Below are 24,540 nucleotides of genomic sequence, written 5' to 3' on the forward strand. Positions count from 1 at the left end.
CATGCGATCATTCGAGTTGCCGCGTTCTACTGTTGAAGCCTTCCAGCGCGATGGTGCGGTTTGCATTCGCCAACTGTTCAACACTGATGAAGTCGCCCTGCTGGAGCAGGGCATCGAGCACAACCTGGCACTTCCCAGCGAACGGGCCAAGGTCGCCAGCCGGCCTGATGATCCTGGCTGGTTCTTCGAGGACTTCTGCAACTGGAGCGAAAATCCGGCCTATCGGCGGTTCATTTTCGAAAGCCGGGTCGGTCATGTGGCAGCGCAGTTGATGGACAGTGAACAAGCCCGGCTGTATCACGATCATTTGCTGGTCAAGGAACCCAACACTCGACAGCGCACGCCCTGGCACCAGGATCAGCCTTACTACAACGTCGAGGGACGACAGAATTGCAGCATGTGGATGCCGGTGGACCCGGTTGCCCGAGAGTCGACCCTGGAGTTTGTCGCGGGTTCTCACTTGGGACCCTGGCTGATGCCCCGAACCTTTCTCGACAATCAAGCTAAATGGTTTCCGGAAGGTAGCCTGGCGGATCTTCCGGATATCGAGGCCGATCGTTCGGCGTGGAATATTCTTGGCTGGGAACTGCAGCCCGGAGATGCCGTGTTTTTTCACATGCTGACCCTGCACGGAGCCGGGGGCGTCGGAGGAGATCGACGGCGACGGGCGTTCTCCCTGCGCTTCCTCGGGGAAGACATGCGCCATGCTCCTAGGCCCTGGCGCACGTCTCCGGAGTTTCCCGGCCTGGTCGAGCAATTGTCGGCCGGGGCACCCCTGGAGCATGAGTTGTTTCCGCAACTCTGGCCTGAGTAAGCGGTTACCCACAGATAGGTCGCTCCGGCGACCTATTTTTTTGCCTGCCCTACGGTTTTTTTCGATCTTCGCGGGAGCTTGGTCCTTCGAAGGGTATTGCTGTGGGCGCTCGGGTGGCCATTTCTGTGGATTAAGCCCTGTGCATAACTGCCCTTTAGCTCAGTTGATAACAGGACCTGAAAACTGATGATAACTACCCCTGTGGATAACACCCCCATTCATCCACAGGTTTAAAGCGCTTATCCAAGGGGCTCATCAGTACCTAACCACAGAGTTTAAATTCTCTGTACACATTGAATATAAAGGTCTGTAGCAATCTATCCACAGATAAGGTGGTGCATAAGAATAAACATAAAAACAAAGATTTAATAAATCTCTCTCTTTTAATTTCTATTGTCCGTGAGTCATCCACAGCTGGTTAAATTTTGTGCAAAGGGTTCTTTAGAAAGGGCGAACTCCCTATACTTGCCGCCTTGATCCAAAAACCAACCCAACAACTATTCCTAATTACTCCTACTTGAAGCAGGCACGAGGTGCGTGGTGGATTTCCCTTCCCGTTTTGAAGTGATCGTCATCGGCGGCGGTCATGCCGGTACCGAGGCAGCACTTGCATCAGCACGCATGGGGGCAAAAACCCTGTTGCTGACGCATAACGTGGAAACCCTCGGAGCAATGAGCTGCAATCCCGCAATCGGTGGGATTGGTAAAAGCCATCTGGTCAAGGAAATCGATGCCCTGGGCGGCGCGATGGCCATGGCTACAGATAAAGGTGGTATTCAATTTCGCGTATTGAACAGCCGCAAAGGCCCGGCCGTGCGCGCTACTCGCGCCCAGGCCGACCGGGTTCTGTACAAGGCAGCTGTCCGCGAAGCGCTGGAAAACCAGCCGAACCTGTGGATATTTCAACAGGCCGCTGATGACCTGATCGTTGAACAGGATCAGGTACGGGGTGTGGTCACCCAGATGGGCCTGCGTTTCTTCGCAGAGTCCGTGGTGTTGACCACCGGTACCTTCCTGGGTGGACTTATCCACATCGGCATGCAGAACTATTCCGGTGGCCGGGCCGGTGATCCTCCGTCGATTGCCCTGGCTCAGCGTCTGCGCGAATTGCCTTTACGCGTCGGTCGTCTGAAAACCGGTACCCCACCGCGTATCGATGGGCGTTCTGTGGATTTCTCGGTAATGACCGAGCAACCAGGCGATACGCCAATTCCGGTCATGTCGTTCATGGGGTCCAAAGAGCAGCATCCACAGCAAGTCAGCTGCTGGATCACTCACACCAATGCCCGCACCCACGAAATCATTGCCTCCAACCTTGATCGTTCGCCGATGTATTCCGGTGTGATCGAAGGTATTGGCCCGCGTTACTGCCCGTCGATTGAAGACAAGATCCATCGCTTCGCCGACAAGGAAAGCCATCAGGTCTTTATCGAACCGGAAGGTCTTACCACTCACGAGCTGTACCCGAACGGGATATCCACATCCTTGCCGTTCGATGTGCAGTTGCAGATCGTCCAGTCGATCCGCGGTATGGAGAATGCTCATATCGTGCGTCCTGGTTATGCGATCGAGTACGACTACTTCGATCCGCGGGACCTGAAGTACAGCCTGGAAACCAAAGTTATCGGCGGCCTGTTCTTTGCCGGGCAAATCAATGGCACCACCGGCTACGAAGAAGCCGGCGCCCAAGGTTTGCTGGCTGGCGCCAACGCAGCATTGCGTGCACAGGGCAAAGACAGCTGGTGCCCGCGTCGCGATGAGGCGTACATCGGAGTATTGGTCGACGACCTGATTACCCTGGGGACCCAGGAACCGTATCGGATGTTCACTTCCCGCGCTGAATACCGCCTGATCCTGCGTGAAGATAACGCCGACCTGCGCCTGACCGAGAAAGGTCGCGAGCTGGGTTTGGTGGATGACGTTCGCTGGGCTGCGTTCTGCAAAAAACGCGAAAGCATTACGCTGGAAGAACAACGTCTGAAAAGCACCTGGGTTCGCCCAGGTACCGAGCAGGGCGATGCCATTGCCGAAAAATTCGGTACGCCGCTGACTCACGAATACAACCTGCTGAACCTGCTGAGCCGTCCGGAAATCGACTACGCTGGTCTGGTCGAAGTGACCGGGCAGGGCGCAGAAGATCCACAGGTCGCCGAACAGGTTGAAATCAAGACCAAATACGCCGGTTACATCGATCGCCAGCAGGATGAGATTGCTCGTCTGCGGGCCAGTGAAGACACCAAGCTGCCTGTGGATATCGATTACACCAACATTTCTGGGCTCTCCAAAGAGATCCAGAGCAAGTTGGGCGCTACCCGTCCAGAGACCTTGGGCCAGGCTTCACGTATTCCAGGTGTGACGCCTGCGGCGATTTCCCTGTTGATGATTCATTTGAAAAAACGCGGCGCGGGCCGTCAGTTGGAGCAAAGCGCTTGAGTTCGTTGGTCACCTCGCAACACGCCGAAGAGTTATCCACAGGTGCTCGCCAGCTCGGTGTCAACCTGACACAAACCCAGCACGAGTTGCTGCTGGGTTATCTGGCCCTGTTGATCAAATGGAACAAGGCTTACAACCTCACAGCTGTCCGCGATCCGGATGAAATGGTTTCGCGCCACTTGCTCGATAGCCTGAGCGTGATGTCCTTCATCGAAAATGGCCGCTGGCTGGATGTCGGCAGTGGCGGCGGGATGCCTGGTATTCCGCTGGCTATCCTGTTTCCAGACTCGCAAGTGACCTGCCTGGACAGCAATGGCAAGAAAACCCGCTTCCTGACCCAGGTCAAACTCGAATTGAAACTGGATAACCTGCAAGTTATCCACAGTCGTGTTGAAGCTTTCCAGCCGGAACAGCCGTTTAACGGGATCATCTCCCGGGCTTTCAGCAGCATGGAGAACTTCAGCAACTGGACTCGCCACCTTGGCGATCGCGATACACGTTGGCTGGCAATGAAGGGCGTTCATCCCGCTGATGAGCTGGTAGCATTGCCGGCAGACTTCCACCTCGATAGCGAACACGCCTTGGCCGTACCTGGTTGCCAAGGCCAACGCCATCTGCTGATACTGCGCCGCACGGCATGATTGGGAACACAAGCAAGAATGGCTAAGGTATTCGCGATAGCGAACCAAAAAGGTGGCGTGGGCAAGACCACCACCTGCATCAACCTCGCAGCATCCCTGGTCGCAACCAAGCGCCGGGTGCTGTTGATCGATCTTGATCCACAGGGCAACGCCACCATGGGTAGCGGTGTGGATAAACACGGTTTGGAAAACTCGGTCTATGACTTGCTGATCGGTGAATGCGACCTGGCCCAGGCCATGCATTTCTCCGAGCACGGCGGTTATCAACTGCTGCCGGCCAACCGCGACCTGACTGCGGCGGAAGTGGTCCTGCTGGAAATGCAGATGAAGGAAAGCCGCCTGCGCAGTGCTTTGGCGCCTATCCGTGAGAACTACGACTACATTCTGATCGACTGCCCACCGTCGCTGTCGATGCTTACCCTCAATGCCCTGGTGGCCGCCGACGGGGTAATTATCCCCATGCAGTGCGAATACTTCGCACTGGAAGGCCTGAGCGACCTTGTGGATAACATCAAGCGCATTGCTGAATTGCTCAATCCTCAGCTGAAGATCGAAGGTTTGCTGCGCACCATGTTCGATCCGCGCCTGAGCCTGATGAACGATGTTTCCGCGCAGCTCAAGGAGCACTTCGGTGAGCAGCTGTACGACACCGTGATTCCGCGCAACATCCGTTTGGCCGAGGCGCCGAGTTACGGCATGCCGGCATTGGCGTACGACAAACAATCCCGTGGCGCGCTGGCCTATCTGGCCCTGGCGGGCGAGATGGTTCGCCGGCAACGTAAACAATCCCGCGCCGCAGCCGCCCAGCCAACTTAAGGAATCCCCATGGCCGTCAAGAAACGTGGTCTCGGACGTGGACTGGATGCACTGCTGAGTGGTCCGACTGTCAGTGCACTGGAAGAACAAGCGGTGCAGGCTGACCAGCGCGAGCTGCAACACCTGCCGCTGGACCTGATCCAGCGTGGCAAGTACCAGCCACGCCGCGACATGGACCCCCAGGCGCTGGAGGAACTGGCTAACTCCATCAAGGCCCAGGGCGTGATGCAGCCGATCGTGGTGCGTCCCATCGGTTCCGGTCGCTTTGAAATCATCGCCGGTGAACGCCGCTGGCGTGCCAGCCAGCAGGCTGGCCAGGAAACCATCCCGGCAATGGTCCGCGATGTACCGGATGAAACCGCCATCGCCATGGCGCTGATCGAGAACATCCAGCGCGAAGATCTCAATCCCATCGAAGAGGCAGTTGCCCTGCAGCGTTTGCAGCAGGAATTCCAGCTGACTCAGCAGCAGGTCGCCGAAGCAGTGGGCAAGTCCCGTGTCAGCGTAGCCAACCTGCTGCGCCTGATTGCCTTGCCTGAGGTGATCAAGACCATGCTGTCCCACGGCGACCTGGAAATGGGTCATGCCCGTGCATTGCTCGGATTGCCGGAAAATCAACAGGTTGAAGGGGCGCGACACGTTGTCGCACGAGGCCTCACTGTGCGCCAGACCGAAGCCCTGGTACGCCAGTGGTTGAGTGGCAACCAGGAGCCTGCTGAACCGGTCAAGACAGACCCGGATATTGCCCGTCTCGAGCAGCGCCTGGCCGAGCGCCTGGGCTCTGCGGTGCAGATCCGCCACGGTAAGAAGGGCAAAGGGCAGTTGGTGATTGGCTACAACTCCCTGGATGAGCTACAAGGCGTCCTCGCTCACATCCGCTGAAACATTTCCTTATGTAGCGCGCAGTCGGAAATCACTACCTGGCAGTTGAATAGGGGCTGAACCGCCCCTATACTCTGCGCGCATTTTGTCGGCACAAATTATGCCAAGTTATTGAATTCTGGCAGCCGACCCATGAGGAGCAAGAGCGATGGAAACCCGCACGCCAAACCGCTTGCCGTTTCATCGCTTGGCGGTTTTTCCGGTTTTATTGGCGCAGTTGGTCATTCTACTGATAGCCGCTCTGGCGCTCTGGCAATGGCGGGGAGTCGTAGCCGGATATTCAGGCCTTTGCGGAGGACTGATAGCCTTGCTACCCAATGTGTATTTTGCTCGCAGGGCATTTCGGTTTTCCGGCGCCCGAGCAGCCCAAGCCATCGTCCGGTCTTTTTATGCCGGTGAGGCGGGCAAATTGATTTTGACGGCGGTGCTGTTTGCACTGACGTTTGCAGGTGTGAAGCCATTGGCGCCGCTAGCTGTATTCGGCGTCTTCGTGCTGACCCAGATGGTCAGCTGGTTCGCTCCCCTGCTAATGAGAACAAGACTTTCGAGACCTTAGGGCGTTTGAGGCAACCATGTCAGCAGAAACAACCGCTTCGGGCTATATCCAGCACCACTTGCAGAACCTGACCTTCGGTCAGCTACCCAATGGGAGCTGGGGCTTTGCCCACTCCGCAGCAGAAGCCAAGGAAATGGGCTTCTGGGCATTCCACGTCGATACCCTCGGCTGGTCTGTCGCACTGGGTGTGATCTTCATTCTTCTGTTCCGCATGGCGGCGAAGAAAGCGACTTCCGGTGTGCCGGGCGCTTTGCAGAACTTCGTTGAAGTCATGGTTGGCTTCGTCGATGGCAGCGTGAAGGACAGCTTCCACGGCCGCAGCCCGGTAATCGCGCCGCTGGCACTGACCATTTTCGTCTGGGTGTTCCTGATGAACGCCATCGACCTGGTTCCAGTGGACTGGATTCCACAACTGGCCATGTTGATCACCGGTGATTCGCACATTCCATTCCGTGCCGTATCGACCACAGACCCGAATGCGACCCTGGGCATGGCCCTGTCGGTATTCGCGCTGATCATTTTCTACAGCATCAAGATCAAGGGCATCGGCGGCTTCATCGGCGAACTGACCCTGCACCCGTTCGGCAGCAAGAACATTGTGGTTCAGGCGCTGTTGATTCCGGTGAACTTCCTGCTGGAATTCGTGACCCTGATTGCCAAGCCGATCTCTCTGGCACTGCGTCTGTTCGGCAACATGTATGCCGGCGAACTGGTGTTCATCCTGATCGCGGTGATGTTCGGCAGTGGCCTGCTGTGGCTCAGCGGCCTGGGTGTGGTTCTGCAATGGGCGTGGGCAGTGTTCCACATCCTGATCATCACCCTGCAGGCATTCATCTTCATGATGCTGACCATCGTCTACCTGTCGATGGCGCACGAAGAGAACCATTAAGACCAGTCTCGACTAGTCTGATGTCCCTCTCGTTGCGGCGAGAGGGGGCCCTTCTCGGGCTCGATGAAACGATTTGTTTTACCGCTTTAATCTAAAAAACCTAAACCATACGACGTAAAAGTCGGGAGGAAAGATGGAAACTGTAGTTGGTCTAACCGCTATCGCTGTTGCACTGTTGATCGGCCTGGGCGCACTGGGTACCGCAATTGGTTTCGGCCTGTTGGGCGGCAAGTTCCTGGAAGGCGCAGCGCGTCAGCCAGAAATGGTTCCAATGCTGCAAGTTAAAATGTTCATCGTTGCCGGTCTGCTCGACGCCGTAACCATGATCGGTGTTGGTATCGCTCTGTTCTTCACCTTCGCAAACCCCTTCGTTGGTCAACTCGCTGGCTAATCACTCGATTATTCGAGTTGATTGGTGTGACGGACAACGAACGAGCGAGGTGTTGGCGTGAACATTAATGCAACCCTGATTGGCCAGTCCGTTGCGTTCTTAATTTTTGTATTGTTCTGCATGAAGTTCATTTGGCCTCCGGTCATTGCTGCTTTGCACGAACGTCAAAAGAAGATCGCGGATGGATTGGACGCTGCCAGCCGAGCAGCTCGTGACCTGGAGCTGGCCCAAGATAAAGCGGGTCAGCAACTGCGCGAAGCTAAAGCTCAGGCAGCTGAAATCATTGAGCAAGCCAAGAAGCGCGGTTCTCAGATCGTCGACGAAGCCCGTGAACAGGCTCGTGTCGAAGCTGATCGTGTGAAGGCTCAGGCTCAGGCCGAGATCGAACAGGAACTGAACGGTGTCAAAGACGCGCTGCGTGCCCAACTGGGTAGCCTGGCAGTCAATGGCGCAGAGAAGATCCTGGGTGCCACAATCGATCAAAACGCGCACGCAGAGCTGGTTAACAAACTGGCTGCTGAAATTTAAGCGAGGGCGATCATGGCAGAATTGACCACGTTGGCCCGACCTTACGCTAAGGCGGCCTTCGAGCACGCTCAGGCCCACCAGCAGCTGGCCTCTTGGTCAGCCATGCTCGGCCTGGCTGCAGCGGTGTCACAAGATGACACCATGCAGCGCGTGCTTAAGGCCCCGCGACTGACGAGCGCAGAAAAGGCCAACACTTTTATCGAAGTGTGTGGCGACAAGTTTGATGCACAGGCACAGAATTTCATTCACATTGCCGCCGAAAACGACCGTCTCCTGCTATTGCCGGAGATCTCGGCTCTGTTCGACCTGTACAAGGCTGAACAAGAGAAGTCGGTAGATGTGGACGTCACCAGTGCTTACGCATTGAACCAAGAACAGCAAGACAAACTCGCCAAGGTTCTCAGTGCACGGCTCGGCCGGGAAGTGCGACTGCACGCTGCGGAGGATGCCAGCTTGATTGGTGGCGTCGTAATCCGCGCCGGCGACCTGGTTATCGATGGCTCGATTCGCGGCAAACTCGCGAACCTTGCCGAAGCATTGAAATCTTGAGTTTGAAGGGGCAGCAGAGCAATGCAGCAACTCAATCCTTCCGAAATAAGTGAAATTATCAAGGGCCGCATCGACAAGCTCGATGTGACCTCCCAAGCCCGTAACGAAGGCACAGTCGTCAGCGTTTCTGACGGTATCGTGCGGATTCACGGTCTGGCCGACGTCATGTACGGCGAGATGATCGAGTTTCCGGGCGGTGTCTACGGTATGGCCCTCAACCTTGAGCAAGACTCTGTAGGTGCCGTTGTATTGGGCGCTTACCAGTCTCTGGCTGAAGGCATGAGCGCCAAGTGCACTGGCCGCATCCTCGAAGTTCCGGTTGGTAAGGAACTGCTGGGTCGCGTAGTCGATGCATTGGGTAACCCAGTTGACGGCAAAGGTCCGCTGAACAACACCGAGACCGATGCGGTCGAGAAAGTTGCTCCAGGCGTGATCTGGCGTAAGTCGGTAGACCAGCCTGTACAGACTGGCTACAAGGCTGTCGATGCCATGATTCCTGTCGGCCGTGGCCAGCGTGAGCTGATCATCGGTGACCGTCAGATCGGTAAAACCGCTCTGGCGATCGACGCGATCATCAACCAGAAAGACAGCGGCATCTTCTGCGTCTACGTAGCAATCGGTCAGAAACAATCGACCATCGCCAACGTGGTTCGCAAACTGGAAGAAAACGGCGCCTTGGCCAACACGATCATCGTGGCTGCCAGTGCTTCGGAATCTCCTGCGCTGCAGTTCCTGGCACCGTACTCCGGTTGCACCATGGGCGAGTACTTCCGCGACCGCGGTGAAGACGCGCTGATCGTTTATGACGATCTGTCCAAGCAAGCAGTGGCTTACCGCCAGATTTCCCTGCTGCTGCGCCGTCCACCAGGCCGTGAAGCTTACCCAGGCGACGTGTTCTATCTCCACTCCCGTCTGCTGGAGCGCGCATCTCGCGTTTCCGAAGAGTACGTAGAGAAGTTCACCAACGGCGCAGTGACCGGCAAAACCGGTTCCCTGACCGCACTGCCGATCATCGAAACTCAAGCTGGCGACGTTTCCGCGTTCGTTCCGACCAACGTGATTTCCATCACCGACGGTCAGATCTTCCTGGAATCGGCCATGTTCAACTCTGGCATCCGTCCAGCTGTGAACGCCGGTGTTTCGGTATCCCGTGTGGGTGGTGCCGCTCAGACCAAGATCATCAAGAAGCTCTCCGGTGGTATCCGTACCGCTCTGGCTCAGTACCGTGAACTGGCGGCATTCGCCCAGTTCGCTTCTGACCTGGACGAAGCGACCCGCAAGCAACTTGAGCATGGTCAGCGCGTTACCGAGCTGATGAAGCAGAAGCAATACGCGCCGATGTCCATCGCCGACATGTCCTTGTCCCTGTATGCCGCTGAACGTGGCTTCCTGACGGACGTCGAGATTGCCAAAGTTGGTAGCTTCGAACAGGCCATGATTGCTTACTTCAACCGCGATCACGCCGAATTGATGGCGAAGATCAACGTGAAGGGTGACTTCAATGACGAAATCGACGCTGGCCTCAAAGCCGGTATCGAGAAGTTCAAAGCCACCCAAACCTGGTAAGCCGCAGCGGGAGCCGCAAGGCTCCCGCTTGCTAACCTGATAGGTGTTACATGGCAGGCGCAAAAGAGATTCGCAGTAAGATTGCGAGCATCAAAAGCACGCAAAAAATTACCAGCGCCATGGAAAAAGTGGCGGTCAGCAAAATGCGCAAGGCACAAATGCGCATGGCTGCTAGCCGTCCTTATGCGGAGCGCATCCGCCAGGTTATTGGTCATCTGGCCAACGCCAACCCGGAATATCGTCACCCATTCATGATCGACCGTGCTATCAAGCGCGTCGGTTACGTTGTGGTGAGCAGTGACCGTGGTCTGTGTGGTGGCTTGAACACCAACCTGTTCAAGGCCCTGGTCAAGGACATGGCGGTAAACCGCGAACAAGGCGTCGAGATCGATCTGTGTGTGGTCGGTAGCAAGGGTGCGGCCTTCTTCCGCAACTTCGGCGGTAACGTCGTTGCAGCTATCAGCCATCTGGGTGAAGAACCGTCGATCAATGACCTGATCGGCAGCGTCAAGGTGATGCTGGATGCGTACCTGGAAGGCCGGATTGACCGCCTGTCCGTGGTATCCAACAAGTTCATCAACACCATGACCCAGCAGCCGACCGTGGAGCAGTTGATTCCACTGGAGGCAACCCCGGATCAAGAACTCAAGCACCACTGGGACTATCTCTATGAACCGGATGCCAAGGAGCTGCTGGACGGCTTGATGGTCCGTTACGTGGAGTCGCAGGTCTACCAGGCGGTGGTCGAGAACAACGCAGCTGAACAAGCCGCGCGGATGATCGCAATGAAGAACGCTACCGACAACGCCGGTGATCTGATCAGCGATTTGCAGCTGATCTACAACAAGGCGCGTCAGGCTGCGATCACCCAAGAGATCTCGGAAATCGTCGGCGGCGCTGCCGCGGTTTAACGGTTCAAATATTCAGAGGATCCAGCTATGAGTAGCGGACGTATCGTTCAAATCATCGGCGCCGTTATCGACGTGGAATTTCCACGCGACAGCGTACCGAGCATCTACAACGCGCTGAAAGTTCAAGGCGCGGAAACCACTCTGGAAGTTCAGCAACAGCTGGGCGACGGCGTGGTTCGTACCATTGCGATGGGTTCCACCGAAGGCTTGAAGCGCGGTCTGGACGTTATCGACACCAAGGCAGCCATCTCCGTACCGGTCGGTAAAGCGACCCTGGGCCGGATCATGGACGTTCTGGGCAACCCGATCGACGAAGCTGGTCCGATCGACACCGACGAGCGCTGGGGTATTCACCGCGCTGCACCATCTTTCGCAGACCAGGCAGGCGGCAACGACCTGCTGGAAACCGGCATCAAGGTTATCGACCTGGTTTGCCCGTTTGCCAAAGGCGGCAAGGTTGGTCTGTTCGGTGGTGCCGGTGTAGGCAAGACCGTAAACATGATGGAACTGATCCGTAACATCGCCATCGAGCACAGCGGTTATTCCGTGTTCGCCGGTGTGGGTGAGCGTACTCGTGAGGGTAACGACTTCTACCACGAGATGAAGGATTCCAACGTTCTGGACAAAGTGGCACTGGTTTACGGTCAGATGAACGAGCCGCCGGGTAACCGTCTGCGCGTAGCCCTGACCGGCCTGACCATGGCCGAGAAGTTCCGTGACGAAGGTAACGACGTTCTGCTGTTCGTCGACAACATCTATCGTTACACCCTGGCCGGTACTGAAGTATCCGCACTGCTGGGCCGTATGCCTTCGGCTGTAGGTTACCAGCCGACCCTGGCTGAAGAGATGGGCGTGCTGCAAGAGCGCATCACTTCGACCAAGGAAGGTTCGATCACTTCGATCCAAGCGGTATACGTACCTGCGGATGACTTGACCGACCCGTCGCCAGCGACCACCTTCGCCCACTTGGACGCCACTGTCGTTCTGTCCCGTGACATCGCTTCCCTGGGTATCTACCCAGCGGTAGACCCACTGGACTCGACTTCGCGTCAGCTGGATCCGAACGTGATCGGCCAGGAGCACTACGACACCGCTCGCGGCGTTCAGTACGTGCTGCAGCGCTACAAAGAGCTGAAGGACATCATTGCGATCCTGGGTATGGACGAGCTGTCGGAAGCCGACAAGCAGTTGGTATCCCGTGCTCGTAAGATCCAGCGCTTCTTGTCGCAACCGTTCTTCGTGGCTGAAGTCTTCACCGGTGCTTCGGGTAAATACGTTTCCCTGAAAGACACCATTGCTGGCTTCAAAGGCATCCTCAACGGTGACTACGACCACCTGCCAGAACAAGCGTTCTACATGGTCGGCGGCATCGAAGAAGCGATCGAGAAAGCCAAGAAACTGTAATCCAGGCGCCCGGCAACGGGCGCTAATTTAGGTTGAGGCAAGCAGATGGCTATGACAGTCCATTGCGATATCGTCAGCGCGGAAGGAGAGATTTTCTCCGGTCTGGTCGAGATGGTGATCGCGCACGGCGAACTGGGTGATCTTGGTATCGCTCTGGGTCACGCACCGCTGATCACTAATCTGAAACCAGGTCCGATCCGCTTGATCAAGCAGGGCGGGGAAGCTGAGGTGTTCTACATCTCCGGTGGTTTCCTCGAGGTTCAGCCGAACATGGTCAAGGTTCTTGCCGACACCGTGCAACGTGCTGCCGACCTGGACGAAGCCTCCGCTCAGGAAGCCGTCAAGGCTGCTGAGAAGGCCCTGAATGAAAAAGGCGCAGATTTCGACTACGGTTCTGCTGCTGCACGTCTGGCCGAGGCCGCAGCTCAGCTGCGTACCGTCCAGCAGATCCGCAAGAAGTTCGGCGGCTAAGCCGCTCGCTCCATGCGTGATTGATTAAAAAGGGTAGCCTCGGCTACCCTTTTTCTTTTTCTGCAATTCACCCCCCGGTCACAGTCGCTGACCACCCAGGATTGGTAGCCAGTCATGTCTCTCGAAATCGTTATCCTCGCTGCCGGTCAAGGCACCCGCATGCGCTCGGCGCTGCCGAAGGTCCTTCACCCGGTCGCCGGCAACTCCATGCTGGGGCATGTTATCCACAGCGCCCGGCAACTTGATCCACAAAAGATCCATGTGGTGATCGGCCATGGTGCGGACGCGGTTCGTGAACGTCTGGCCGCAGATGACCTGAATTTCGTGCTGCAGGACAAGCAACTGGGCACCGGTCATGCCGTGGCTCAAGCCGTACCCTTCATTACCGCAGACACGTTGCTGATCCTCTATGGCGACGTACCGCTGATTGAAGTCGAGACTCTGCAACGCCTGCTCAAAAAGGTCGGTTCCGAACAACTGGGCCTGCTCACCGTCGAGCTGGACGATCCGACCGGCTACGGGCGTATTGTGCGTAACGCCGAAGGCCAGGTAATGGCCATCGTTGAGCAAAAAGACGCCAATGATGCCGAACGGGCGATCACCGAAGGCAATACCGGCATCCTCGCGGTCCCGACTCATCGGCTGGGTGACTGGATGAGCCGCTTGTCGAACAACAACGTCCAGGGCGAGTACTACCTGACCGACGTGATCGCCATGGCGGTCAGCGACGGCCTGATCGTCGCCACCGAGCAACCGCACGACGCCATGGAAGTGCAGGGCGCCAACGACCGCAAGCAACTGGCGGAGCTGGAGCGGCACTACCAACTGCGTGCTGCTCGCCGGCTGATGGCCCAGGGCGTGACCTTGCGCGACCCGGCGCGTTTCGATGTACGCGGCGAGGTCACTGTGGGTCGCGATGTGCTGATCGACATCAACGTGATCCTCGAAGGCCGGGTGGTGATCGAGGACGACGTAGTGATCGGCCCCAACTGCGTGATCAAGGACAGCACCCTGCGTAAGGGCGTGGTGATCAAGGCCAATAGTCATCTCGACGGCGCTGTGCTCGGCGAGGGCAGCGATGCCGGGCCGTTCGCGCGCCTGCGTCCCGGCACCGTGCTGGAGGCCAAGGCCCATGTGGGTAACTTCGTTGAACTGAAGAACGCTCACCTGGGCCAGGGCGCCAAGGCCGGCCACCTGAGCTACCTGGGGGATGCAGTGATCGGCGCCCGCACCAACATCGGCGCCGGCACCATCACCTGCAACTACGACGGGGTGAACAAGCACAAGACGGTGATGGGCGAGGACGTGTTCATCGGCTCCAACAACTCGTTGGTGGCGCCTGTGGATATCTCTTCCGGGGCCACCACGGCTGCCGGTTCCACCATCACCCAGGATGTCGCACAAGCCCAGCTTGCAGTGGGTCGGGCGCGGCAGAAGAACATCGACGGCTGGAAGCGGCCGGAGAAAATCACCAAGGGCTGAAGTTATCCACAACTCTTTCGCCGGCAAGCCGGCTCCTACCGATCGGTGTAGGAGCCGGCTTGCCGGCGAATGCCGCGCCAGCGATTTTTTTCACCTCCGCGCTTGACGAAGTTTCGATCATGGGTTTTAAATGCGCGCATTATCTTTCGAATCGAAACTTAGAGCCTCCATGTCGAAGCGCAATACGCCCCAGCGTCGTCACAATATCCTTGCCTTGCTCAATGAACAGGGTGAAGTGAGTGTCGACGAGTTGGCCAAACGTTTCGAAACTTCGGAAGTTACGATTCGAAAGGACCTGGCTGCCCTGGAGAGCAATGGCTTGCTGCTGCGCCGTTACGGCGGCGCGATTACCATGCCCCAGGAACTGGTCAGCGACCTTGGCCAACCGGTATCCCTTTTCAAGCAGGCCATCGCCCGGGCTGCGGTGCAGCGTATCCGTGAACACGCCCGAATCATCATCGACAGTGGCAGCACCACCGCCGCGATGATTCCCCAACTGGGCCTGCAGCCCGGGCTGGTGGTCATGACCAACTCGCTGCATGTAGCCAACGCCCTGAGCGAGTTGGAGCATGAACCGGTGCTGTTGATGACCGGCGGCACCTGGGACCCGCACTCCGAGTCCTTCCAGGGCCAGGTGGCCGAACAGGTTCTACGCTCTTACGACTTCGACCAACTGTTTATCGGTGCCGACGGCATCGACCTGGCCCGTGGCACCACCACCTTCAACGAGCTGCTGGGATTGAGCCGAGTGATGGCCGAAGTGGCCCGTGAAGTGGTGGTGATGGTCGAATCCGACAAGATCGGCCGCAAGATTCCCAACCTGGAGCTGCCGTGGAGCAGCATCCATACCCTTATTACCGATGATCGCCTGCCCTTTGAGGTCCGCGACCAGATTCAGGCCCGCGGCATAACTTTGATTTGCGCGGCTGTCAGCTAGGAGAGAAACCATGTGTGGAATTGTTGGCGCCGTTGCTGAACGCAATATCACCGCCATTTTGCTGGAAGGCCTCAAGCGCCTCGAATACCGCGGTTACGACAGTGCCGGGGTGGCGGTCTTCACCAACGCCGGCAAGCTCGAGCGCATGCGCCGTCCGGGCAAGGTCAGCGAGCTGGAACAAGCCCTGAACAGCGAGCCGCTGGTGGGTCGCCTGGGCATCGCCCACACCCGCTGGGCCACCCACGGCGCGCCGTGCGAGCGTAACGCTCACCCGCATTTCTCCGGCGATCTGTCGGTGGTGCACAACGGCATCATCGAGAACCACGAAAGCCTGCGCGAACAGCTTAAGGCCCTGGGTTATGTGTTCACTTCGGACACCGACACCGAAGTCATCGCCCACTTGCTGAACCACAAGCTCAAGGACCTGGGGGATCTGACTGTCGCCCTCAAGGCCACGGTCAAGGAACTGCACGGCGCCTATGGCCTGGCAGTGATCAGCGCTAGTCAGCCGGATCGCCTGGTTGCCGCCCGCAGCGGCAGCCCGCTGGTGATCGGCCTTGGCCTGGGGGAGAACTTCCTGGCTTCCGACCAACTGGCCCTGCGCCAGGTCACCGACCGCTTCATGTACCTGGAAGAAGGCGATATCGCTGAAATCCGCCGTGACAGCGTGCAGATCTGGGACATCGACGGCAAGGCCGTGGAGCGTGAAGCGGTGCAGTACCGCGATGGTGCCGAAGCAGCGGACAAGGGCGAGTACCGTCACTACATGCTCAAGGAAATCCATGAGCAGCCGTCCGTGGTGCAACGCACCCTGGAAGGTCGCCTGAGTGCCAATCAGGTATTGGTCCAGGCCTTCGGTCCTCAGGCCGCCGAGCTGTTCGCCAAAGTGCGCAATGTGCAGATCGTCGCCTGCGGCACCAGTTACCACGCCGGCATGGTTGCCCGTTACTGGCTGGAAGAACTGGCCGGCATTCCGTGCCAGGTCGAAGTGGCGAGCGAGTTCCGCTACCGCAAGGTGGTGGTGCAACCCGACAGCCTGTTCGTGACGATCTCCCAGTCCGGCGAAACCGCCGACACCCTGGCTGCCTTGCGCAACGCCAAGGAGCTGGGTTTCCTCGCCAGCCTGGCAATCTGCAACGTTGGCATCAGCTCCCTGGTGCGTGAATCGGACCTGACCCTGCTGACCCAGGCCGGTCGCGAAATTGGCGTGGCCTCGACCAAGGCCTTCACCACCCAACTGGTGGGCCTGCTGCTGCTGACCCTGTCATTGGGCCAAGTCCGCGGCACATTGGCTGCCGGCGTTGAAGCCGAGCTGGTGGAAGAACTGCGCCGCTTGCCGATCCGCCTTGGCGAAGCCCTGGCGATGGACAGCGTGGTGGAAAAGACCGCCGAGCTGTTCGCCGACAAGCACCACACCCTGTTCCTCGGCCGTGGCGCCCAGTATCCGGTGGCAATGGAAGGCTCGCTCAAGCTCAAGGAGATTTCCTACATCCACGCCGAAGCCTACCCGGCCGGTGAGCTCAAGCACGGCCCGCTGGCGCTTGTGGATAACGACATGCCGGTGGTCACCGTGGCGCCGAACAACGAGCTGTTGGAAAAGCTCAAATCCAACCTGCAGGAAGTGCGGGCCCGGGGCGGTGAACTGATCGTGTTCGCCGACGAACAGGCCGGCATGAGCAACGGCGAAGGCACCCACGTGATCCAGATGCCGCACATCCACGACATCCTCTCGCCGATTCTCTACACCATCCCGCTGCAGTTGCTGTCCTACTACGTGGCGGTACTCAAGGGCACCGACGTCGACCAGCCACGCAACCTGGCCAAGTCCGTTACCGTGGAGTGAGTTATCCACAGTTGGGCCTCGCCTGACTGAAGCCCCCCGGATCAAGGAGCGTCCTGTTGATAACAGGCGCTCCTTTTTCTTTGTCCGCTGTTTTACCAATGCCGCCCTGGCAGCGATCTATCCACAGCTGGATAGGCCTGTGTAAAAGTTACGTCAGCTTTATACTTTTGTAACATTTTGAAACTTATACTCGGTCTTCACTGCCAGGTAGGTGGCTACAGCTGTGGCTGATCCAAAAGCTGCCGACCCTTGCAAACTTTCATTTGACGACCTTCGAGGACCCAGCAGTCGATGGAGCCTGTCCATTCTCGATGGGCCACCCCAGGGGACACCGAGTTCAACATCGGCGCTGTTCAACGCTTCAGTGCATGCCTTGCCTGAGGCCGTTGCAAACGGTGCCGTCGCACTTCGTGGTTTTTCCTGCTGTGGCCTTCCTCCGTGATTTCGCTGCCCCGCTAGAGTGTAGGTAGAGCGCTGTGGTCGCCAGTCGAGCGCCGCTGCGCTGGGCCATGCTAGTGGGTGTTGATGGGCGGTCCTGGACCGCTTTCTGAACGCAACCGGGAACCTGACTGACCATGAACAGGGTATTGCGTCACTACATACCGGCTACTACCCGGCGCTTGTTGCCCAACCGCTGGGACCTGATCGCCCTGCCTCTGGTGATAGGCTTCTTGCTGTTCTTCTCGATCGGCGCACACCAGACCTGGGCGCCGATCTCGACCCTGGAAACCCAGGCCATCTCCCTGGACCCCAGTGACTTGCCCGAGTACGCCATCCGTACCACCTTGCGCATGCTCGCGGCGATGGTCGCCTCGCTGATTTTCACCCTGGTCTATGGCACCCTCGCCGCCAAGAGCCGACGTGCCGGCAAGCTCCTGGTGCCGGTGCTGGATATCCTCCAGTCGGTGCCGGTGCTGGGCTACATCTCCTTTACCGTGACCTTCTTCCTGCTGTTGTTCCCCGGCCGGGTGCTGGGTGCCGAGTGCGCGGCGATCTTCGCCATCTTCACCAGCCAGGCGTGGAACATGACCTTCAGTTTCTACCAGTCCCTGCGCACCTTGCCGCGGGACTTGGAGGAGGTGGCGAGCAACCTGCAGTTCTCCAGCTGGCAGAAGTTCTGCAAGCTCGACGTGCCGTTCGCCATCCCCGGGCTGGTGTGGAACATGATGATGAGCATGTCCGGCGGTTGGTTCTTCGTGGTGGCCTCGGAGGCGATCACCGTCGGCGACAAGACCATCACCCTGCCGGGCGTGGGGGCCTACCTGGCCACCGCTATCGAGCAGCGCGACCTGCATGCGGTGGGCTATGTGATACTGACCATGATCGTGGTGATCCTGATCTACGATCAGTTCCTGTTTCGCCCGCTGGTGGCCTGGGCCGACAAGTTCCGCATGGAAAACACCGCCGCCCAGGGTGGCGCTCCCGAGTCCTGGGTGCTTAATCTGATCCAGCGCACCCGGGTCGTGCAGCGCTTGCTGCGCCCGCTGACCCGAAGCCTGGCGCGACTCGGCAACCTGCGTTTGAGCCCGCTGCGTTCGCCGCGGCGGAGCATGGTCGCCAGCCCGCAGGTTTCTACCCTGATCGATTGGCTGTGGGGCGCCGGCATTGGCCTACTGACCCTCTATGCGCTGTACCACATCGTCCTCTACGTCGGCAGCGAAGTGACCTTCGACGAGTTCTGGCATGTGCTCTGGCTGGGGTGCATCACGTTGTTGCGGGTGGTGCTGCTGATCTTCCTTGCGTCGCTGGTCTGGGTGCCCCTGGGGGTGATGATCGGCCTGCGCCCGCACCTGGCGGAGAAGATCCAGCCACTGGCGCAGTTTCTCGCGGCGTTCCCGGCCAACCTGCTGTTTCCGGTGTTCGTCATCTTCATCCTGCATTACCAGCTCAACCCGGACATCTGGCTTAGCCCACTGATCGTACTGGGCACCCAGTGGTACATCCTGTTCAACGTGATCGCCGGGGCCAGCGCTTTCCCCAATGACTTTCGCGAGGCCGCAGCCAACTTCCGTATTCGCGGCTGGCAGTGGTGGCGCCAGGTGATGCTGCCGGGAATCTTCCCCTACTACATCACCGGGGCGATCACCGCGTCCGGGGGGGCGTGGAACGCCAGCATCGTTTCCGAATTCGTTTCCTGGGGCCAAGACAAGGTGGTTGCCCATGGCTTGGGGGCCTATATCGCCCAGACCACGGCCGCCGGCGACTTTCCGAAAATCACCCTCGGGGTGGTGGTCATGTCGTTCTTTGTCGTGGCCTTCAATCGTCTGCTGTGGCGGCCGCTGTATGCCATAGCGGAAAACAAGTTGCGACTGAACTGACGGGTGTCGATCTGATGAATGGCCATACCGAAAAAACCGCTCCAGCGCGGGAAATCTACTCGCTGAACAACGTCAGTCATGGTTTCGGCAAGGGCAAGGACGAGCTGCAGGTATTGAGCGACGTCGACCTGAGCCTGCACGAAGGGGAGATCGTCGGCATGCTCGGGCGCTCCGGGTCCGGCAAGTCGACCCTGTTGCGGATCATCGCCGGGCTGATCCAGGCGTCCTCGGGCGAGGTGCGTTACAACGGCTCGTTACTCAGCGGGCCGGCCGAGGGCGTGGCCATGGTGTTCCAGACGTTTGCCCTGTTTCCCTGGCTGACGGTGCTGGAAAATGTCGAGGCAGGGCTCCAAGCGCTGCAGGTCGAACCCAAGGCTTCCCGCAAGCGCGCGCTGGAGGCCATCGACCTGATCGGCCTCGACGGCTTTGAAAACGCCTATCCCCGGGAGCTGTCCGGCGGCATGCGGCAGCGGGTCGGGTTCGCCCGGGCCCTGGTGGTCAACCCGACCCTGTTGCTGATGGACGAGCCGTTTTCTGCCCTGGATGTGCTCACTGCAGAAACCCTCAGGACCGACTTGCTGGACCTGTGGAGCGGCGGCCAGTTGCCGATCCAGTCGATCCTGATCGTCACCCACAACATTGAGGAAGCGGTGCTGATGTGCGACCGGATCCTGGTGCTGTCGTCCAATCCAGGGCGAGTGGTGGCGCAGATCACCGTGCCTTTCGCCCAGCCGCGCAACCGCCTGGACCCGGCGTTCCGGCGAATGGTCGATGACATTTATGCACTGATGACCGATCGGCGCAGCGCCGAACCGGGCAGTGGCAAGGCCGAGCTGCAAGTCGGCAGCCCGTTGCCGGAAGTCTCCACCAACCTGATGGCCGGCCTGATCGGTGCCCTGGCCGTCGAGCCCTATCACGGGCAGGCCGGGCTCTCCAGCGTGGCTGAGCGCTTGCTGTTGGAGGTCGATGACCTGTTCCCGGTGACGGAAATACTCGAACACCTGGGGTTCGTCGAGCTCAAGGGCGCCGACATCCATTTGACCGAGGCCGGCCGTTTGTTCGCCGATTACGGCACCCAGGAGCGCAAGACCCTGTTTGCCGAGCACCTGATCCGCTATGTGCCCCTGGCTGCACGGATTCGCGGCGTGTTGCAGGAGCGCCGCGGGCATTGGGCGCCACGGGTGCGTTTCGAGCAGGAACTGGAAGATTCGCTGAATGACTCGGCGGTGGAGGAAACCCTGGAGTCGGTGATCAGTTGGGGCCGTTACGCGGAGATTTTCTCCTACGACGACAACAGCGAGACCTTCAGCCTGGAGGATGTCGAAGGCAGCCTGTAACCTCGGCTGCCAGCCACTCTTCAAGCCATCGGCAGCAGGTTCATGGATAGATTTCAGGAAATGCAGGTGTTCGTCTGCGTGGCTCAGGAACAGGGTTTCGCTGCCGCCGCGCGCCGCCTGAACCTGTCGGCGGCCAGCGTCACCCGGGCCGTCGCCGCCCTGGAGCAACGGATCGGCACCCAGCTGTTGATTCGTACCACCCGCAGCGTGCACCTGAGCGAAGCCGGGCAACGCTTCCTGGAAGACTGCCGACGCATTCTCGCCGAGGTCCAGGACGCCGAAGCCTCGGCCGCCGGCATTCACGCCCAGCCCCGGGGCCAACTGACCCTGACCGCTCCGGTGCTGTTTGGCGAGCTGTTCGTCACGCCGTTGCTGGTGCGCTACCTGCAACGTTATCCACAGGTCAGCGTCAACGCGCTGCTGGTGGACCGGGTCGCGAGCATGGTGGAGGAGGGCATCGATGTGGCCGTGCGGATTGGCGAGTTGCCCGACAGTGGCCAGCACGGTATCCGTGTTGGCGAGGTGCGCCGGGTGGTCTGCGCCGCGCCGGAATTTCTGGCCGCCCAGGGTCGCCCGCAACACCCCGATGACTTGCGGCAGGCGCCGGTGATCGCGCCGTCGTCCATCGGCCAGGCGCGCAACTGGCAATTCAATGATGCCGGTCGTGCCCTGAGCATTCGTCCTGAACCGCGTTTGCTGGTCAGTGCCAACCAGGCGGCCATCAGTGCTGCCTGCCTGGGGCTGGGCCTGACTCGGGTGCTGTCCTATCAGGTCGCCGACAAGGTTGCGGCGGGCCAATTGGAAATTGTTCTCCAAGCCTTCGAACTGCCGCCCCTGCCGATCCACGTGGTGTACCAGGGTGGGCGCAAGGCGCCGGCGCGGGTGCGCAGCTTTGTCGACTTCGCCGTGCAGGCCCTGCGGGAACATCCAGCGCTCAATCCTTGATCAGGTTTATTGCGCTGGATGAAATGATGGATTGCGATTTCTGGTGATTCTGTTGTTTTTCCCCAGGGACGAAGATAGGCCTCCCCGCGTGGTACTTGGACCGCGCTGCTGCCTGCGGAGTCGACCATGTCGCTGCTTCCCATCAAGTTCTACAACTTTCCCCGTTCCGGGCATGCCCATCGCGTGGAGCTGATGTTGTCCCTGCTGGACCTGCCTACCGAAACCATCTTTGTCGACCTGGTCACGGGTGCCCACAAGCAGGCCGACTTCCTTGCCCTCAACCCCTTTGGCCAAGTGCCGGTAATTGATGATCAGGGCGTGGTGGTGGCGGATTCCAACGCGATCCTGGTGTACCTGGCGCAACGCTACGGCCGCGGTCGCTGGCTGCCCACCGACCCGGTGGGAGCGGCCCAGGTGCAGCGCTGGTTGTCCGTGGCAGCGGGGCCGATTGCCTTTGGTCCGGCCGCAGCGCGTCTGATCACGGTATTTGGCGCGCCTTTCAATGCCGAAGAGGTCATCGCCCGCTCCCACGCCTTGCTCAAGGTCATGGATCAGGAGTTGGCGAGCCGGCCATTCCTGGTGGGCCAGCAGCCGACCATCGCCGACATTGCCGGCTACAGCTATATCGCCCACGCCCCGGAGGGCAACGTGTCACTGGCCGACTACCCCCACGTGCGGGCCTGGCTGGAGCGGATCGAAGCCTTGCCCGGCTTTGTCCCCATGCCGTCCACCGCGGCGGGTTTGAAAAGCGCCTGAGGCGCCATCCTGTGGAGGCGACGACATGAGTTCGAATTCACCTTGGCATGCCGGCGAGCGGCAATTGCAGGCCCAGGCCGGGGTGGCCGAGCGCATGCACAGCTTCGGCGGCAAAGTCATCCGCCAGGCCATGCCCGACCAGCACCGGCAGTTCTACGGGCAGCTGCCGTTCATCCTGGTGGGCGCAGTGGATGCCAACGGTGATCCCTGGGCGAGCATTCTCGAAGGCCCGCCCGGTTTCGCCCAGGCGCCCCAGGCCACCTTGTTGCGCCTGGACAGCCTGCCGGCGGTCGACGATCCGTTGCCATTGCACGAGGGCGCGGCACTGGGCCTGTTGGGTATCGAACTGCATACCCGGCGGCGCAATCGTCTCAATGGAAGGATCAGTACCCTGGACCGGGACGGTTTCAGCGTGAGCGTGCAACAGTCCTTCGGCAATTGCCCGCAGTACATCCAGCTGCGAGCGTTGCAACAGGTACCCTTGAGCGATCCCGCCAGTCGCCCGGCCGAGCATCGGCGGGATCTGGACGAGGCGGCGCAGAGCCTGATCCGCGCTGCCGACACCTTCTTTGTTGCCAGCTACGTCGACCTGGAAGGCCAGCGTTCGGTGGACGTGTCCCACCGTGGTGGGCAGGCCGGTTTCGTCCGGGTCGAGGGCAATTGCCTGACCATCCCGGATTTCGCCGGCAACCTGTATTTCAATACCCTGGGCAACCTGCTGCTCAATCCTCGGGCGGGCTTGCTGTTCATCGACTTTCACAGCGGCGAGTTGCTGCAGCTCAGTGGTCGCACCGAGATCATTCTCGACGGGCCGTTGATCAGCGCTTTCCAGGGCGCCGAGCGGCTGTGGCGCTTTACCGTGGAACAACTGGTGCGGCGGCCCGCGGCCCTGTCCCTGCGCTGGCAGTTGCAGGCCTTTTCCCCGAACAGCCTGTTGACCGGCAATTGGCAGCAAGCCGAGGCGCGGTTGCGAGCGGCAACCCTGGGCCAGCAATGGCGACCGTTACGGGTGGTGCGTATCGAGGACGAGAGCCGCAGCATTCGCTCGTTCTACCTGGAGCCGGCCGATGATGCGGGCGTGCCGAGCTTTTTGCCCGGCCAGCATCTGCCACTGCGGGTGCTGATCGAAGGCCAACCACTCATTCGCACCTACAGCCTGTCCAGTGCGCCTTCTGATGGTTTCCTGCGGATCAGCGTCAAGCGTGAAGGGTTGGTTTCCAGCTACCTGCACCAGCAGGTCAAGGTCGGCGACCTGCTGCAGGCGCGGCCGCCCCAAGGCCACTTCAGCGCTGATCCTCTAGCTGCACGGCCGCTGGTACTGTTGGCGGCTGGAGTGGGTATTACGCCTCTACTGTCGATGCTACGGGAGGTGCTTTACCAGGGCTTGCGCACCCGCCGCAGCCGGCCCACCTGGTTGATCCAGAGTTCGCGCAGCCTCGCCGAGCAGCCCTTCGCTGCCGAGCTGCAAGCCTTGCAGGTGCAGGCAGGAGACTCCTTGCAGGTGCTGCGCCTGCTCAGTCAGCCGGAAGCAGGAGTACAACCGGGTGCCGCCTTCGATCTGCGCGGACGGATTGATGTGCAACTGCTGCTTGCACAGCGGGAGCTGGATTTTGATTCCGCGGATTTTGTTCTCTGTGGTCCCGGCGCCTTTACCCAGGACCTGTACGACAGCCTGCGGGCCCTGGACCTCCGCGACGGGCAGATCCACGCCGAAACGTTCGGTCCCTCGACCTTGCGCCGCCAGCCCGATCCCCAGGCTGTGCCGTTCATGCAACCGCCGGCCGCCACCCAGGCAGTGGCGGTGCGTTTCCAGCGGGCGGGCAAGGAGCTGTCCTGGCATCCCGGCAGCGGCAGCCTGCTACAGCTGGCGGAAAGCGCTGGCCTGCGTCCGGAGTTCAGTTGCCGGGGCGGTTCTTGTGGCACCTGTCAGACTCGGCTGCTCAGCGGCCAGGTCAGTTATCCACAGGTGCCGCCGCAATTGCCAGAAGCCGGGCAGGTACTGATTTGCTGTGCGTTGCCCGCGGCTGTGGATAAACATTCGCAGCCCTTGGTACTGGACCTATAGGACGGA

Annotated in this window: 22 protein-coding genes; all 22 read left to right on the top strand. The window is 59.5% G+C overall.

The window, feature by feature from the left end; all coding sequences use genetic code 11:
• Position 1: 1 nt before the first annotated feature.
• On the top strand, positions 2-814 hold the full coding sequence (locus tag GV818_RS12790) for a phytanoyl-CoA dioxygenase family protein (RefSeq protein WP_161752511.1): 813 nt from the start codon (positions 2-4) through the stop codon (positions 812-814).
• Positions 815-1,354: 540 nt separating this feature from the next.
• On the top strand, positions 1,355-3,247 hold the full coding sequence (mnmG, locus tag GV818_RS12795) for a tRNA uridine-5-carboxymethylaminomethyl(34) synthesis enzyme MnmG (RefSeq protein WP_161752512.1): 1,893 nt from the start codon (positions 1,355-1,357) through the stop codon (positions 3,245-3,247).
• Positions 3,244-3,888, top strand: a complete 645-nt coding sequence (gene rsmG, locus GV818_RS12800; protein WP_161752514.1) for a 16S rRNA (guanine(527)-N(7))-methyltransferase RsmG — start codon at positions 3,244-3,246, stop codon at positions 3,886-3,888. Before mnmG ends, rsmG begins: the two co-directional genes overlap by 4 nt.
• An 18-nt stretch (positions 3,889-3,906) precedes the next feature.
• Entirely contained in the window at positions 3,907-4,704 is a 798-nt protein-coding gene (locus tag GV818_RS12805; protein WP_161752516.1) for a ParA family protein, read from the top strand.
• Between the two features lie 9 nt (positions 4,705-4,713).
• Entirely contained in the window at positions 4,714-5,586 is an 873-nt protein-coding gene (locus tag GV818_RS12810) for a ParB/RepB/Spo0J family partition protein (RefSeq protein ID WP_161752518.1), read from the top strand.
• A 148-nt stretch (positions 5,587-5,734) separates the two neighbouring features.
• Positions 5,735-6,142 (top strand): F0F1 ATP synthase subunit I, encoded by a 408-nt coding sequence (locus GV818_RS12815; RefSeq protein WP_161776715.1) that lies wholly within the window; start codon positions 5,735-5,737, stop codon positions 6,140-6,142.
• 16 nt (positions 6,143-6,158) lie between these two features.
• Positions 6,159-7,031, top strand: a complete 873-nt coding sequence (gene atpB / locus GV818_RS12820; protein ID WP_161752522.1) for a F0F1 ATP synthase subunit A — start codon at positions 6,159-6,161, stop codon at positions 7,029-7,031.
• A gap of 133 nt (positions 7,032-7,164) precedes the next feature.
• A complete protein-coding gene (gene atpE, locus GV818_RS12825) occupies positions 7,165-7,422 on the top strand; it encodes a F0F1 ATP synthase subunit C (protein ID WP_002555987.1) in 258 nt (85 codons plus the stop codon).
• A gap of 57 nt (positions 7,423-7,479) precedes the next feature.
• On the top strand, positions 7,480-7,950 hold the full coding sequence (locus GV818_RS12830; RefSeq protein WP_161752524.1) for a F0F1 ATP synthase subunit B: 471 nt from the start codon (positions 7,480-7,482) through the stop codon (positions 7,948-7,950).
• A 12-nt stretch (positions 7,951-7,962) separates the two neighbouring features.
• Entirely contained in the window at positions 7,963-8,499 is a 537-nt protein-coding gene (locus GV818_RS12835) for a F0F1 ATP synthase subunit delta (protein WP_161752526.1), read from the top strand.
• A gap of 21 nt (positions 8,500-8,520) precedes the next feature.
• The gene (gene atpA / locus GV818_RS12840) at positions 8,521-10,065 is read left to right on the top strand and encodes a F0F1 ATP synthase subunit alpha (RefSeq protein ID WP_161752528.1); all 1,545 of its coding nucleotides are present in this window, start codon (positions 8,521-8,523) and stop codon (positions 10,063-10,065) included.
• Positions 10,066-10,115: 50 nt separating this feature from the next.
• Positions 10,116-10,976: a F0F1 ATP synthase subunit gamma gene (gene atpG, locus GV818_RS12845; RefSeq protein WP_011064382.1), complete on the top strand. Its 861-nt coding sequence runs from the start codon at positions 10,116-10,118 to the stop codon at positions 10,974-10,976.
• A gap of 27 nt (positions 10,977-11,003) precedes the next feature.
• Complete coding sequence (gene atpD / locus GV818_RS12850) at positions 11,004-12,380, top strand: F0F1 ATP synthase subunit beta (RefSeq protein WP_161752530.1); 1,377 nt, start codon at positions 11,004-11,006, stop codon at positions 12,378-12,380.
• Positions 12,381-12,425: 45 nt separating this feature from the next.
• A complete protein-coding gene (locus tag GV818_RS12855) occupies positions 12,426-12,851 on the top strand; it encodes a F0F1 ATP synthase subunit epsilon (RefSeq protein WP_009041460.1) in 426 nt (141 codons plus the stop codon).
• A 114-nt stretch (positions 12,852-12,965) separates the two neighbouring features.
• A complete protein-coding gene (glmU, locus tag GV818_RS12860) occupies positions 12,966-14,333 on the top strand; it encodes a bifunctional UDP-N-acetylglucosamine diphosphorylase/glucosamine-1-phosphate N-acetyltransferase GlmU (RefSeq protein WP_161776716.1) in 1,368 nt (455 codons plus the stop codon).
• Positions 14,334-14,502: 169 nt separating this feature from the next.
• Positions 14,503-15,270 (top strand): DeoR/GlpR family DNA-binding transcription regulator, encoded by a 768-nt coding sequence (locus GV818_RS12865; RefSeq protein WP_161752534.1) that lies wholly within the window; start codon positions 14,503-14,505, stop codon positions 15,268-15,270.
• A 10-nt stretch (positions 15,271-15,280) separates the two neighbouring features.
• Positions 15,281-17,113, top strand: coding sequence for a glutamine--fructose-6-phosphate transaminase (isomerizing) (gene glmS / locus GV818_RS12870; protein ID WP_161752537.1), 1,833 nt, complete (start codon positions 15,281-15,283; stop codon positions 17,111-17,113).
• Between the two features lie 575 nt (positions 17,114-17,688).
• Positions 17,689-19,431, top strand: a complete 1,743-nt coding sequence (locus GV818_RS12875) for an ABC transporter permease (protein WP_161776717.1) — start codon at positions 17,689-17,691, stop codon at positions 19,429-19,431.
• 14 nt (positions 19,432-19,445) lie between these two features.
• On the top strand, positions 19,446-20,768 hold the full coding sequence (locus tag GV818_RS12880; RefSeq protein ID WP_161752540.1) for an ABC transporter ATP-binding protein: 1,323 nt from the start codon (positions 19,446-19,448) through the stop codon (positions 20,766-20,768).
• A gap of 42 nt (positions 20,769-20,810) precedes the next feature.
• Entirely contained in the window at positions 20,811-21,713 is a 903-nt protein-coding gene (locus GV818_RS12885; protein WP_161752568.1) for a LysR family transcriptional regulator, read from the top strand.
• A gap of 126 nt (positions 21,714-21,839) precedes the next feature.
• Positions 21,840-22,469, top strand: a complete 630-nt coding sequence (locus GV818_RS12890; protein ID WP_161776718.1) for a glutathione S-transferase family protein — start codon at positions 21,840-21,842, stop codon at positions 22,467-22,469.
• Positions 22,470-22,494: 25 nt separating this feature from the next.
• On the top strand, positions 22,495-24,534 hold the full coding sequence (locus GV818_RS12895; protein ID WP_161776719.1) for an FAD-binding oxidoreductase: 2,040 nt from the start codon (positions 22,495-22,497) through the stop codon (positions 24,532-24,534).
• Positions 24,535-24,540 lie beyond the last annotated feature (6 nt).

It is taken from the genome of Pseudomonas sp. Fl4BN1 (genome assembly GCF_009908285.1).
Taxonomy (GTDB): Bacteria; Pseudomonadota; Gammaproteobacteria; order Pseudomonadales; family Pseudomonadaceae; genus Aquipseudomonas.

Bases quoted from the DNA above. Each gene is read 5' to 3' on its own strand.
- GV818_RS12790 (WP_161752511.1), top strand. From the start codon at position 2: ATGCGATCATTCGAGTTGCCGCGTTCTACTGTTGAAGCCTTCCAGCGC.
- GV818_RS12805 (WP_161752516.1), top strand. From the start codon at position 3,907: ATGGCTAAGGTATTCGCGATAGCGAACCAAAAAGGTGGCGTGGGCAAG.
- GV818_RS12810 (WP_161752518.1), top strand. From the start codon at position 4,714: ATGGCCGTCAAGAAACGTGGTCTCGGACGTGGACTGGATGCACTGCTG.
- GV818_RS12815 (WP_161776715.1), top strand. From the start codon at position 5,735: ATGGAAACCCGCACGCCAAACCGCTTGCCGTTTCATCGCTTGGCGGTT.
- atpB (WP_161752522.1), top strand. From the start codon at position 6,159: ATGTCAGCAGAAACAACCGCTTCGGGCTATATCCAGCACCACTTGCAG.
- atpE (WP_002555987.1), top strand. From the start codon at position 7,165: ATGGAAACTGTAGTTGGTCTAACCGCTATCGCTGTTGCACTGTTGATC.
- GV818_RS12835 (WP_161752526.1), top strand. From the start codon at position 7,963: ATGGCAGAATTGACCACGTTGGCCCGACCTTACGCTAAGGCGGCCTTC.
- atpA (WP_161752528.1), top strand. From the start codon at position 8,521: ATGCAGCAACTCAATCCTTCCGAAATAAGTGAAATTATCAAGGGCCGC.
- atpG (WP_011064382.1), top strand. From the start codon at position 10,116: ATGGCAGGCGCAAAAGAGATTCGCAGTAAGATTGCGAGCATCAAAAGC.
- atpD (WP_161752530.1), top strand. From the start codon at position 11,004: ATGAGTAGCGGACGTATCGTTCAAATCATCGGCGCCGTTATCGACGTG.
- GV818_RS12855 (WP_009041460.1), top strand. From the start codon at position 12,426: ATGGCTATGACAGTCCATTGCGATATCGTCAGCGCGGAAGGAGAGATT.
- glmU (WP_161776716.1), top strand. From the start codon at position 12,966: ATGTCTCTCGAAATCGTTATCCTCGCTGCCGGTCAAGGCACCCGCATG.
- GV818_RS12865 (WP_161752534.1), top strand. From the start codon at position 14,503: ATGTCGAAGCGCAATACGCCCCAGCGTCGTCACAATATCCTTGCCTTG.
- glmS (WP_161752537.1), top strand. From the start codon at position 15,281: ATGTGTGGAATTGTTGGCGCCGTTGCTGAACGCAATATCACCGCCATT.
- GV818_RS12875 (WP_161776717.1), top strand. From the start codon at position 17,689: ATGAACAGGGTATTGCGTCACTACATACCGGCTACTACCCGGCGCTTG.
- GV818_RS12880 (WP_161752540.1), top strand. From the start codon at position 19,446: ATGAATGGCCATACCGAAAAAACCGCTCCAGCGCGGGAAATCTACTCG.
- GV818_RS12885 (WP_161752568.1), top strand. From the start codon at position 20,811: ATGGATAGATTTCAGGAAATGCAGGTGTTCGTCTGCGTGGCTCAGGAA.
- GV818_RS12890 (WP_161776718.1), top strand. From the start codon at position 21,840: ATGTCGCTGCTTCCCATCAAGTTCTACAACTTTCCCCGTTCCGGGCAT.
- GV818_RS12895 (WP_161776719.1), top strand. From the start codon at position 22,495: ATGAGTTCGAATTCACCTTGGCATGCCGGCGAGCGGCAATTGCAGGCC.